Origin of the sequence: Klebsiella sp. GB_Kp056, from assembly GCF_040064755.1 — a bacterium.
Taxonomy (GTDB): Bacteria; Pseudomonadota; Gammaproteobacteria; order Enterobacterales; family Enterobacteriaceae; genus Klebsiella; species Klebsiella quasipneumoniae.
On the sequence record NZ_JBEAJA010000025.1, the window covers coordinates 21,486 to 34,203 of the forward strand.

9 protein-coding genes are annotated in these 12,718 nt (G+C 53.5%); all 9 read right to left on the bottom strand.

Annotated elements, in window-relative coordinates:
* Positions 1-208: 208 nt before the first annotated feature.
* Complete coding sequence (gene rpoC / locus ABLV52_RS01480; protein ID WP_023291591.1) at positions 209-4,432, bottom strand: DNA-directed RNA polymerase subunit beta'; 4,224 nt, start codon at positions 4,430-4,432, stop codon at positions 209-211.
* 76 nt (positions 4,433-4,508) lie between these two features.
* A complete protein-coding gene (rpoB, locus tag ABLV52_RS01485; protein WP_004206758.1) occupies positions 4,509-8,537 on the bottom strand; it encodes a DNA-directed RNA polymerase subunit beta in 4,029 nt (1,342 codons plus the stop codon).
* Positions 8,538-8,861: 324 nt separating this feature from the next.
* On the bottom strand, positions 8,862-9,227 hold the full coding sequence (rplL, locus tag ABLV52_RS01490) for a 50S ribosomal protein L7/L12 (protein WP_002884142.1): 366 nt from the start codon (positions 9,225-9,227) through the stop codon (positions 8,862-8,864).
* A 66-nt stretch (positions 9,228-9,293) separates the two neighbouring features.
* Complete coding sequence (gene rplJ, locus ABLV52_RS01495; protein ID WP_001207203.1) at positions 9,294-9,791, bottom strand: 50S ribosomal protein L10; 498 nt, start codon at positions 9,789-9,791, stop codon at positions 9,294-9,296.
* Between the two features lie 289 nt (positions 9,792-10,080).
* The gene (gene rplA, locus ABLV52_RS01500; RefSeq protein ID WP_002884036.1) at positions 10,081-10,785 is read right to left on the bottom strand and encodes a 50S ribosomal protein L1; all 705 of its coding nucleotides are present in this window, start codon (positions 10,783-10,785) and stop codon (positions 10,081-10,083) included.
* A gap of 3 nt (positions 10,786-10,788) precedes the next feature.
* Positions 10,789-11,217, bottom strand: coding sequence for a 50S ribosomal protein L11 (rplK, locus tag ABLV52_RS01505; RefSeq protein ID WP_002884034.1), 429 nt, complete (start codon positions 11,215-11,217; stop codon positions 10,789-10,791).
* A gap of 156 nt (positions 11,218-11,373) precedes the next feature.
* Positions 11,374-11,919 carry a transcription termination/antitermination protein NusG gene (gene nusG, locus ABLV52_RS01510; RefSeq protein WP_001287521.1) on the bottom strand — a complete coding sequence of 182 codons (546 nt, stop codon included), beginning with the start codon at positions 11,917-11,919 and terminating at the stop codon, positions 11,374-11,376.
* Position 11,920: 1 nt separating this feature from the next.
* Positions 11,921-12,304 carry a preprotein translocase subunit SecE gene (gene secE, locus ABLV52_RS01515; protein WP_002883772.1) on the bottom strand — a complete coding sequence of 128 codons (384 nt, stop codon included), beginning with the start codon at positions 12,302-12,304 and terminating at the stop codon, positions 11,921-11,923.
* A 337-nt stretch (positions 12,305-12,641) separates the two neighbouring features.
* A partial coding sequence (locus ABLV52_RS01520; RefSeq protein WP_072077167.1) for an elongation factor Tu occupies positions 12,642-12,718 on the bottom strand: 77 nt, incomplete at its 5' end.

Genomic DNA, 12,718 nt, shown 5'->3' on the forward strand with positions numbered 1-12,718 from the left:
TTTATTTTTTGATATGAGTAGAAGTTTTACCCATATATAAAGAAAGGTTTTTGAGGTGAAAGGCTAATGGATATTATTTATGAATTAATTGCTAAAAAATTGCATCCTGGATATGGCGTAAATGTAATTAAAGACGGGGACTGCGGAGAACAGGCAATAAAAAAGCCGGTCAGGAAACCTGACCGGCTTTTTAGCAGTGCATCAACGATTAATCGTTGTCAGAACCGCCCAGACCTGCGTTCAGCAGCTCTGCCAGGTTGGCAGATGCTTCTTCCACGCTCACCTGCGGTGCCGCCGGCAGTTCGCCAGCAGCGCGACGGCGCATACGATCCTGGTGGTACGCATAACCGGTACCGGCCGGGATCAGACGACCCACGATGACGTTCTCTTTCAGACCGCGCAGTTCGTCGCGTTTGCCCGCAACGGCTGCTTCGGTCAGCACGCGAGTGGTCTCCTGGAACGATGCCGCGGAGATGAAGGACTCGGTGGCCAGAGACGCTTTGGTGATACCCAGCAGATCGCGGGAGAACGTTGCGCCCACTTTGCCGTTCGCTTCCAGTTCGCGGTTTGCGATCTTGACGCGGGAGTATTCCACCTGCTCGCCTTCGAGGAAGTCGGAGCTGCCTGCGCTTTCGATGGTGGCTTTACGCAGCATCTGACGAACGATAACTTCGATGTGCTTATCGTTAATCTTAACGCCCTGCAGACGGTATACGTCCTGGACTTCGTTAACAATGTAACGGGTCACAGCATGTACGCCACGCAGACGCAGAATGTCGTGCGGTGCTTCCGGACCGTCGGAAACTACGTCACCACGTTCTACACGTTCACCTTCGAACACGTTGAGCTGACGCCATTTCGGAATCATCTCTTCGTACGGCTCGCTACCGTCTACCGGGGTGATAACCAGGCGACGTTTCCCTTTGGTTTCTTTACCGAAGGAAATGATACCGCTGATTTCAGCCAGAATAGCCGGCTCTTTCGGACGACGTGCTTCGAACAGGTCCGCAACGCGCGGCAGACCACCGGTGATGTCCTTGGTACCGCCGGATTCCTGCGGAATACGCGCCAGGGTGTCACCAGAGCTGATCTGTACGCCATCTTCCAGCTGAACAATCGCTTTACCCGGCAGGAAGTACTGAGCAGGCATATCGGTACCAGGGATCAGAACGTCGTTGCCCTGAGCATCAACGATTTTCAGCGCCGGACGCAGATCTTTACCACCTGCGGTACGTTCTGCAGAGTCCAGAACCACCAGCGAAGACAGACCGGTCAGCTCGTCGGTCTGACGAGTAATGGTCTGGCCGTCGATCATGTCAGTGAAGCGGATAAAACCACTCACTTCGGTGATAACCGGCATGGTGTGCGGATCCCAGTTTGCGACGGTTTCACCGCCGGCAACCTGCTCACCGTCGCCTTTCGCCATAACCGCACCGTAAGGCACTTTATAGCTCTCTTTGGTACGACCGAATTCGTCGATCAGCTTCAGCTCGGTGTTACGAGAAGTGATAACCAGTTTACCGCTGGAGTTCACAACCGACTTCGCGTTGCTGAGCTTGATGCTACCTTTGTTTTTCACCTGGATGCTGGATTCAGCAGCCGCACGAGATGCCGCACCACCGATGTGGAACGTACGCATCGTCAGCTGTGTACCCGGCTCACCGATGGACTGTGCCGCGATAACGCCGATAGCCTCACCTTTGTTGATGATGTGGCCACGCGCCAGGTCACGACCATAGCAGTGCGCACATACACCAAAGTCGGTGTCACAGGATACAACGGAACGCACTTTGACGGAGTCAACGGAGTTCGCTTCCAGCAGGTCACACCAGTGCTCATGCAGCAGCGTGTTGCGTGGAACCAGAATATCCGCAGTACCCGGCTTCAGCACGTCTTCCGCCGTCACACGACCCAGTACGCGATCGCGCAGCGGCTCTTTAACGTCGCCACCTTCGATAACCGGCGTCATGGTGATGCCTTCCAGGGTGCCGCAGTCGTCTTCAGTGACGACCAGGTCCTGGGCAACGTCGACCAGACGACGAGTCAGGTAACCGGAGTTCGCTGTTTTCAGTGCGGTATCCGCCAGACCTTTACGCGCACCGTGCGTGGAGATGAAGTACTGGAGTACGTTCAGACCTTCACGGAAGTTCGCGGTGATCGGCGTTTCGATGATGGAGCCATCCGGCTTCGCCATCAGACCACGCATACCGGCCAGCTGACGAATCTGTGCAGCAGAACCACGCGCACCGGAGTCGGCCATCATGTAGATGCTGTTGAAGGAAACCTGCTGCTCTTCCTGACCGTCACGGTTAATCACGGTTTCGGTTTGCAGGTTATCCATCATCGCTTTGGATACACGATCGTTCGCCGCAGCCCAGATATCGATAACTTTGTTATAGCGTTCGCCCGCGGTCACCAGACCGGACTGGAACTGTTCCTGAATCTCAGCAACTTCCGCTTCCGCTTCGCTGATGATTTCGTATTTTTTCTCCGGGATGACCATGTCATCGATACCAACGGATGCACCTGAACGCGCTGCGTAAGCAAAGCCGGTGTACATCGTCTGGTCCGCGAAAATAACGGTCGGTTTCAGGCCCAGAATACGGTAACAGGTGTTCAGCATCTTGGAGATCGCTTTCTTACCAAGCGCCTGGTTCACGATAGAGAACGGCAGACCTTTCGGTACGATCATCCACAGAATGGCACGGCCAACGGTCGTGTCTTTCAGGCTGGTTTTCGCGACAAACTCACCATTGTCGTCTTTTTCGTATTCAGTGATACGCACTTTAACGCGCGCATGCAGAGAGGCCAGGCCGGCGCGATAAATACGCTCAGCTTCTTTCGGGCCAGTCAGCACCATGCCTTCGCCTTTGGCGTTAACACTGTCACGGGTCATGTAGTACAGACCCAGTACAACGTCCTGAGACGGAACGATGATTGGTTCGCCGTTCGCCGGGGACAGGATGTTGTTGGTAGACATCATCAGCGCACGCGCTTCCAGCTGGGCTTCCAGCGTCAGCGGTACGTGAACAGCCATCTGGTCACCATCGAAGTCGGCGTTGTATGCCGCACAAACCAGCGGGTGCAGCTGGATGGCTTTACCTTCGATCAGAACCGGTTCGAATGCCTGGATACCCAGACGGTGCAGGGTCGGCGCACGGTTCAGCAGGACCGGGTGTTCACGGATAACTTCGTCCAGGATATCCCAAACGACAGCTTCTTCGCGCTCAACCATCTTCTTAGCGGCTTTGATGGTGGTGGCCAGGCCACGCAGTTCCAGCTTGCCGTAGATGAACGGTTTGAACAGCTCCAGCGCCATTTTCTTCGGCAGACCGCACTGATGCAGACGCAGGTATGGACCTACGGTGATAACAGAACGACCGGAGTAGTCAACACGCTTACCGAGCAGGTTCTGACGGAAACGACCCTGTTTACCTTTGATCATATCGGCCAAAGATTTCAGAGGACGTTTGTTAGAACCGGTGATCGCACGACCGCGACGACCGTTGTCCAGCAGGGCGTCAACCGCTTCCTGCAGCATACGTTTTTCGTTGCGTACGATGATATCCGGCGCAGCCAGATCCAGCAGACGTTTCAGACGGTTGTTACGGTTGATCACGCGACGATACAGATCGTTGAGGTCAGACGTCGCGAAACGACCGCCATCCAGCGGAACCAGCGGACGCAGATCTGGCGGCAGTACCGGCAGAACGGTCAGGATCATCCACTCCGGCTTGTTGCCAGACTGTACGAAGGCTTCCAGCAGCTTGATGCGCTTGGTCAGCTTTTTACGCTTGGTTTCGGAGTTGGTTTCGTTCAGCTCTTCACGCAGCTGCTCGCATTCCTGCTCCAGATCCATATTGCGCAGCAGCGCCTGGATCGCTTCCGCACCCATCTTCGCGTCGAATTCGTCACCGAACTCTTCCAGCGCGTCCAGGTACTGTTCTTCGGTCAGAATCTGGTTGCGTTCGAGGTTGGTCATGCCACCTTCGATAACCACATAGGATTCAAAGTACAGTACACGTTCGATATCGCGCAGCGGCATATCCAGCAGCAGGCCGATACGGGACGGCAGGGATTTCAGGAACCAGATGTGCGCAGTCGGACATGCCAGCTCAATGTGGCCCATGCGCTCACGACGCACTTTAGTCTGGGTCACTTCAACGCCGCACTTCTCACAGATCACACCGCGGTGTTTCAGGCGCTTGTACTTACCGCACAGGCACTCATAGTCTTTTACCGGCCCAAAGATACGGGCGCAGAAAAGGCCGTCACGCTCAGGTTTGAACGTACGGTAGTTAATGGTTTCCGGCTTTTTAACTTCACCGAAAGACCATGAACGGATCATGTCTGGCGAAGCCAGAGCAATTTTGATCGCATCAAACTCTTCGGTTTTAGTTTGCGCTTTCAGAAACTTTAATAAGTCTTTCACGGATTTGCTCCCGTCGGAGTTAGCACATTCCGCTGCCGGGCGTTAACCCGGCAGCAGTGACCTGTTTGAGCGAGAATTACTCGTCTTCCAGTTCGATGTTGATGCCCAGCGAGCGAATTTCTTTCAACAGTACGTTGAAGGATTCCGGCATGCCCGGTTCCATCTGGTGATTGCCGTCCACGATGTTTTTATACATCTTGGTACGACCGTTCACGTCATCAGACTTAACGGTGAGCATTTCCTGCAGGGTGTAGGCTGCGCCGTATGCTTCCAGCGCCCACACTTCCATCTCACCGAAGCGCTGACCACCGAACTGCGCCTTACCACCCAGCGGCTGCTGAGTCACCAGGCTGTAAGAACCGGTGGAACGCGCGTGCATTTTGTCGTCGACCAGGTGGTTCAGTTTCAGCATGTACATGTAACCCACGGTTACCGGACGCTCGAACTGCTCACCGGTGCGGCCGTCGAACAGGGTGATCTGACCGGAAGTCGGCAGGTCGCCCAGCTGCAGCAGCGCTTTAATTTCCGCTTCTTTCGCACCGTCGAACACCGGCGTTGCGATCGGCATACCTTTACGCAGGTTTTCAGCCAGACGCAGAACTTCTTCATCGCTGAAGGTATTCAGGTCAACTTTCTGACGAACGTCAGCGCCCAGATCGTAGGCACGCTGGATGAACTCGCGCAGTTTCGCGACTTCCTGCTGCTGTTTCAGCATGGCGTTGATCTTATCGCCAATGCCTTTCGCAGCCATACCCAGGTGAGTTTCCAGGATCTGACCGATGTTCATACGAGACGGTACGCCCAGCGGGTTCAGGACGATATCTACCGGCGTACCGTTAGCATCGTGCGGCATATCTTCGATCGGGTTGATCTTAGAGATAACACCCTTGTTACCGTGACGACCTGCCATCTTGTCACCAGGCTGGATACGGCGTTTAACGGCCAGGTATACCTTAACAATCTTCAGCACGCCCGGTGCCAGATCGTCGCCTTGGGTGATTTTGCGGCGTTTCGCTTCGAGTTTTTTCTCGAACTCGTGTTTCAGTTCGTCGTACTGCTCAGCCAGTTGTTCCAGCTGATTTTGTTTCTCTTCGTCGGTCAGGCCCAGTTCCAGCCAGCGATCGCGCGGCAGTTTGTCGAGCTTCTCAGCTTCAACGCCACCGGAGACCAGCACCGCGTAGATACGACTGAACAGACCGGCTTCGAGGATCTGCAGTTCTTCAGACAGGTCTTTTTTGGCCTGCTTCAGCTGCATCTCTTCGATTTCCAGCGCACGTTTGTCTTTTTCTACGCCGTCACGGGTAAAGACCTGAACGTCGATAACGGTACCAGAGACACCGTTCGGTACGCGCAGAGAAGAGTCTTTAACGTCAGACGCTTTCTCACCGAAGATCGCACGCAGCAGTTTCTCTTCCGGCGTCAGCTGGGTTTCACCTTTCGGCGTAACCTTACCAACCAGAATGTCGCCGCCGGTCACTTCCGCACCGATATAAACGATACCGGACTCATCCAGTTTGGAGAGCGCAGCTTCACCCACGTTCGGGATGTCAGCGGTGATCTCTTCCGGCCCCAGCTTGGTGTCACGGGACACGCACGCCAGTTCCTGAATGTGGATAGTGGTGAAACGGTCTTCCTGGACAACACGCTCGGAAACGAGGATGGAGTCTTCGAAGTTGTAGCCGTTCCACGGCATGAACGCGACGCGCATGTTCTGACCCAGCGCCAGCTCACCGAGGTCGGTGGACGGGCCGTCGGCCAGCACGTCGCCGCGCTCGATAGGTTCGCCCAGGGACACGCAAGGCATCTGGTTGATGCAGGTGTTCTGGTTAGAACGGGTATATTTGGTCAGGTTATAGATGTCGATACCCGCTTCGCCCGGGTACATCTCGTCTTCGTTAACTTTGATAACGATACGGGAAGCATCCACGTACTGAACGGTACCGCCGCGCTTAGCAACGGCAGTAACGCCGGAGTCGACGGCTACAGCACGTTCCATACCGGTACCAACCAGCGGCTTATCAGCGCGCAGAGTCGGAACGGCCTGACGTTGCATGTTCGCACCCATCAATGCACGGTTGGCGTCATCGTGTTCCAGGAACGGGATCAGGGACGCACCGACGGATACCACCTGCTGGGTGGATACGTCCATGTAGTCAACCTGGTCGCGGCTGAACAAGCTGGATTCGCCTTTGCTACGGCAGGTCACCAGATCTTCTACGAAGTGGCCGTTTTCATCCAGGTTGGAGTTCGCCTGAGCGATAACGTAGTTGCCTTCTTCGATAGCAGACAGGTAGTGAATTTCGTCGGTAACCACACCGTCGGTCACTTTACGATACGGCGTCTCAAGGAAGCCATATTCGTTGGTCTGCGCGTATACGGACAGGGAGTTGATCAGACCGATGTTCGGACCTTCAGGCGTTTCGATTGGACATACGCGACCGTAGTGAGTCGGGTGTACGTCTCGAACTTCGAAGCCTGCGCGCTCACGGGTCAGACCGCCTGGGCCGAGTGCGGAGATACGACGTTTGTGCGTGATCTCAGACAGCGGGTTGTTCTGGTCCATAAACTGAGACAGCTGGCTGGAACCAAAGAACTCTTTCACTGCTGCGGAAATCGGCTTGGCGTTGATCATATCCTGAGGCATCAGGGTATCCAGATCGCCCAGAGACAGACGCTCTTTCACCGCACGTTCTACACGTACCAGGCCAACGCGGAACTGGTTTTCCGCCATTTCGCCAACGGAACGGATACGACGGTTGCCGAGGTGGTCGATATCGTCCACTTCGCCTTTACCGTTACGGATATCGATGAGCTTCTTCATCACTTCGATGATGTCGTCTTTGCTCAGGATACCGGAACCTTCGATTTCGTCGCGCAGCAGAGAACGGTTGAACTTCATACGACCAACCGCGGACAGATCGTAGCGGTCTTCGGAGAAGAACAGGTTCTCAAACAGGCTTTCAGCGGCTTCACGAGTCGGCGGCTCGCCAGGGCGCATCATGCGGTAGATTTCTACCAGCGCGCTCAGACGATCGTTAGTCGGGTCGACGCGTACCGTTTCAGAGATGTATGGACCGTGGTCCAGATCGTTGGTAAACAGCGTTTCGATGCGCTTGTGGCCAGACTGGCTCAGCTTAGCCAGCAGATCCAGGCTCAGCTCCATGTTCGCCGGGCAGATCAGTTCGCCAGTCGCTTCATCGATATAGTCTTTAGCCGCCACTTTGCCCGCGATATATTCAACCGGCACTTCGATATGCTTGATATCGTCTTTTTCCAGCTGACGGATATGGCGAGCCGTGATACGACGGCCTTTCTCAACGTACACTTTGCCGTTGGCTTCGATATCGAAGGAGGCGGTTTCACCGCGCAGACGCTCCGGAATCAGCTCCATCTGCAGCTTGTTGTCGCGAATTTCAAAGACCACTTTTTCGAAGAACAGGTCAAGGATCTGCTCAGTGGTGTAATTCAGCGCGCGCAGGATGATGGTAGCCGGCAGCTTACGACGACGGTCGATACGAACGAACAGGTTGTCTTTCGGGTCGAATTCGAAGTCCAGCCAGGAACCGCGGTAAGGGATGATACGTGCGTTATACAGAACCTTACCGGATGAGTGAGTCTTACCTTTGTCACTGTCAAAGAAGACGCCCGGGCTACGGTGCAGCTGAGAAACGATAACACGCTCGGTACCGTTGATGACGAAGGTACCGTTGTCGGTCATGAGCGGGATTTCGCCCATGTAGACTTCTTGTTCTTTAATGTCTTTGACGGTGCCTTCCGGCGCTTCGCGCTCGTAGATCACCAGACGCAGTTTTACGCGCAGCGGTGCAGAGTAAGTCACGCCACGGATCTGACATTCTTTAACGTCAAAAACCGGTTCGCCCAGACGGTAGCTGACGTATTGCAGCTCGGAATTACCGCTGTAGCTCTGAATCGGGAACACGGAACGGAAAGCAGCTTCCAGACCGTACTGCCCTTCAGGATCTTGCTCGATAAACTTCTGGAACGAGTCAAGCTGGATAGAAAGGAGATATGGCACATCCAGAACTTGTGGACGTTTACCAAAATCCTTACGAATACGTTTTTTCTCGGTATAGGAGTAAACCATAGGGTTCCTCAGCTCGCTGACAAGTCGACCCATCTGCCCGCAGAGGGCAGTTTTTTATGCAACACTATTTTGTTGACCGGAAAATGGAACACTTTCCGCAATGCCTGTTGCTATCACGCTTAAACCATTTCATTGCGATTTACACAGCCCAGGAACCCTAACCTGTCGCAGTATATTAAGTCGTCGATAGAAACAAGCATTGAGAGGCAAACCAGTAGTCAAACAGCGTGAAACGCTACTGGCGCCTTACAGCGCAAAAAGGCTGGTGACCAAAAAGTCACCAGCCTCAGCCTGATTTCTCAGGCTGCAACCGGAAGGGTTGGCTTATTTAACTTCAACTTCAGCGCCAGCTTCTTCCAGAGATTTTTTCAGAGCTTCAGCGTCGTCTTTGCTGATGCCTTCTTTCAGTGCAGCCGGAGCAGATTCTACCAGGTCTTTAGCTTCTTTCAGACCCAGGCCAGTCGCGCCACGTACTGCTTTGATAACAGCAACTTTGTTAGCGCCAGCAGCTTTCAGAATTACGTCGAATTCAGTTTTTTCTTCAGCAGCTTCAACCGGGCCAGCAGCTACAGCTACAGCAGCAGCAGCGGAAACACCGAATTTTTCTTCCATTGCAGAGATCAGCTCAACAACGTCCATTACGGACATAGCGGATACTGCTTCAATGATTTGATCTTTAGTGATAGACATTTAAATTGTTCCTGAATATCAGAATAAGTTTATACGTAAGCGAATGCTTTACAATGATAACTGCGATTAAGCAGCTTCTTTCGCATCGCGTACAGCAGCCAGAGTACGAACCAGTTTGCCAGCCGAAGCTTCTTTCATGGTTGCCATCAGGCGTGCAATTGCTTCTTCGTAGGTCGGCAGAGTTGCCAGGCGGTCGATCTGCGACGCCGGGATCAGCTCACCTTCAAAGGCAGCGGCTTTGACCTCAAATTTTGCATTCGCTTTCGCGAACTCTTTGAACAGACGAGCAGCAGCGCCCGGGTGTTCCATAGAGTATGCAATCAGGGTCGGACCAACAAACGTGTCTTTCAGGCACTCGAACTGAGTACCTTCAACGACGCGGCGCAGCAGGGTGTTACGAACAACACGCATGTATACGCCAGCTTCACGACCTGCTTTACGCAGTTCAGTCATTTTATCTACAGTTACGCCACGGGAATCCGCAACTACTGCAGACAGCGCGCCTTTGGCTACTTCGCTGACTTCAGCAACAATCGCTTGTTTGTCTTGAAGATTTAAAGCCATTAGCTTTGCTCCTGGATGTTTGCCAGAGCCTATGCTCTGGAACTCACTTCACTCAATTCAACGAAAAGAGCGTCTAAATACGGTGAGCAGAAACAAGCCAGAATATCCAAAAATAATCTTAGCGTTCTGTCACCGTCTACGCAGGGGATTAAGTTTCTTGCGAAACACCTGCGGTCTTCGACGGAGGCCTGGATAGGCCAGGCTCCAACGAACAATTCGGTTACCTGCTAACCATCGTTAGCAAACGTGGGCGAAGATTGTAGACAAATTCGCCGCCCACGTAAAGGCATTAGTTTGCAGAAGCGTTCAGGCCAGCCTGATCTACTGCAACACCTGCACCCATGGTGGTGGAGATGCTAACTTTCTTGATGTACACGCCTTTCGCCTGAGTCGGTTTTGCTTTTTTCAGCGCAACCAGCAGAGCTTCCAGGTTTTCTTTCAGTTTGTCAGCGTCAAAGTCCACTTTACCGATGGTGGTGTGGATGATGCCGTTTTTGTCGTTACGGTAACGAACCTGACCTGCTTTCGCGTTTTTAACCGCTTCAGCAACGTTCGGAGTTACGGTACCCACTTTCGGGTTCGGCATCAGGCCACGCGGACCCAGAACCTGACCCAGCTGGCCAACAACGCGCATTGCATCCGGGGAAGCAATAACAACGTCAAAGTTCATTTCGCCTTTTTTGATCTGCTCAGCCAGATCTTCCATACCTACCAGCTCAGCGCCTGCAGCTTTAGCAGCTTCAGCGTTTGCGCCCTGGGTAAATACGGCTACGCGAACGGAACGGCCAGTACCGTGCGGCAGTACAGTTGCGCCACGGACGTTCTGGTCAGATTTACGAGCGTCGATGCCGAGGTTAACGGCAACGTCTACGCTTTCGGTAAATTTAGCGGTGGCCAGCTCTTTCAGCAGAGCGATGGCTTCGTTGATGTCGTACTGTTTAGTTGCATCAACTTTCTCACGGATCACGCGCATGCGCTTGGTCAGTTTAGCCATTTCTTAGTCCTCCACTACCAGGCCCATGGAACGTGCAGTACCTTCGATGGAGCGAGTCATCGCTTCAATGTCGGCACCAGTCATGTCGGCAGCTTTGGTCTGCGCGATTTCCTGCAGCTGAGCGCGGGAGATTTTACCCACTTTATCTTTGTTCGGCTTACCGGAACCAGACTTGATGCCTGCAGCTTTCTTCAGCAGAACAGCAGCCGGCGGAGTCTTGGTAACAAAGGTAAAGGAACGGTCAGCGTAAACGGTGATAACAACCGGGATCGGCAGACCTTTCTCCAGGGAATCAGTTTTGGCGTTGAACGCTTTGCAGAATTCCATGATGTTCACGCCCTGCTGACCCAGTGCTGGGCCGACCGGCGGGCTCGGGTTCGCCATACCAGCTGCAACCTGCAGCTTGACGTAGGCTTGGACTTTCTTAGCCATTCTTAAATCCTCAAATTGGGTATTAACGCTTCAGAGAAGCTCCCCGTGATTAAACATCGTTTTACGGGCCGGGCCCATAAAAACAAAAGGCGCGAAATTGTATGCCAATTTCGCGCCCTATGCAACGATTAAATCGCTGCTTTTTTGATCGCCGGCTTACGCCTTCTCAACCTGGCTGAAGTCCAGTTCTACCGGGGTCGCACGACCGAAGATAGAAACGGAAACTTTCAGGCGGGACTTCTCATAGTCCACTTCTTCCACCACGCCGTTAAAGTCAGCGAACGGACCGTCGTTAACGCGAACCATTTCACCCGGTTCAAACAGCGTTTTCGGACGCGGCTTATCGCCAACCTGCTGCAGACGATTCATGATGGCGTCGACTTCTTTGTCGCTGATCGGCGCCGGACGGTCAGAGGTACCGCCGATGAAGCCCATCACGCGCGGTACGCTGCGCACCAGGTGCCAGCTTGCGTCGTTCATGACCATCTGGACCAGAACGTAGCCCGGGAAGAATTTACGTTCGCTTTTGCGACGCTGGCCGCCACGGATCTCAACCACTTCTTCGGTCGGGACCATGACTTCGCCAAATAACTCTTCCATGTTGTGTAATTTGATATGTTCACGCAGCGACGTGGCTACGCGACCTTCAAAACCGGAAAACGCCTGAACGACGTACCAGCGCTTTTTAGGAGCTTCAGACATCTCAGAACCTCAGGCCAGTGATAAAGGAGACCAGGCGAACCAGAATACCATCCAGTCCCCACAGGATCAGTGACATTACTGCAGTCACGGCAGCAACAATCAGCGTAGTATGCAGCGTTTCCTGGCGAGTCGGCCAAATCACTTTACGAACTTCGGTTCTCGCTTCGCGAGCAAAAGCAACGGTCGCCTTACCTTTCGTCGTCAACAGCGCGACGCCACCGGCAGCAGCAATAAGAATAACCACGGCCAGCGCACGCACCGCCAGCATAATGTCGCGATAAAGGAAGTTGCCCACGATCGCCACGATCAGCAGCACGGCAACGATAATCCACTTCATCGCTTCCAGGCCGCGCCCGCTCCCTTGAGCTTCGGTATTCGCACTCATAAACCAACCTGTCAGAAGTATTCTACAAACAATTTCACCCCGCGGGGGCGAGGCGATCCAAACCGAAATTAAGTTTCGGATTATACACTTAACTATTCAAATTGCTTCAACGCTGACGGTTCTGTCGCCCCTGCCCTGCTGTTGCAAAGAAGGATAATGATTTGCCGTCGCACTACCGCTCGAATGGTTTGGTGTATAAACGCCCTCTTCAGAGCCTGTCTCAGCAATGATTATGACAAATAAAATCACTGATGAGCCAGGTTCTGGTGTGAAAGCGTGCAAAAAGGGCATCAAATGATGCCCTTTTATTGCGCATTGCGTCAAATGTTATCAGCGATTAGCCGAGAACTTTAGCAACCACGCCCGCGCCAACGGTACGACCGCCTTCACGGATTGCGAAACGCAGACCATCGT

Excerpts from the sequence above, each read along its gene's own strand:
- rplJ (WP_001207203.1), bottom strand. The coding sequence starts at position 9,791 with ATGGCTTTAAATCTTCAAGACAAACAAGCGATTGTTGCTGAAGTCAGC.
- secE (WP_002883772.1), bottom strand. The coding sequence starts at position 12,304 with ATGAGTGCGAATACCGAAGCTCAAGGGAGCGGGCGCGGCCTGGAAGCG.
- rplK (WP_002884034.1), bottom strand. The coding sequence starts at position 11,217 with ATGGCTAAGAAAGTCCAAGCCTACGTCAAGCTGCAGGTTGCAGCTGGT.
- rplL (WP_002884142.1), bottom strand. The coding sequence starts at position 9,227 with ATGTCTATCACTAAAGATCAAATCATTGAAGCAGTATCCGCTATGTCC.
- rpoB (WP_004206758.1), bottom strand. The coding sequence starts at position 8,537 with ATGGTTTACTCCTATACCGAGAAAAAACGTATTCGTAAGGATTTTGGT.
- nusG (WP_001287521.1), bottom strand. The coding sequence starts at position 11,919 with ATGTCTGAAGCTCCTAAAAAGCGCTGGTACGTCGTTCAGGCGTTTTCC.
- rplA (WP_002884036.1), bottom strand. The coding sequence starts at position 10,785 with ATGGCTAAACTGACCAAGCGCATGCGCGTGATCCGTGAGAAAGTTGAT.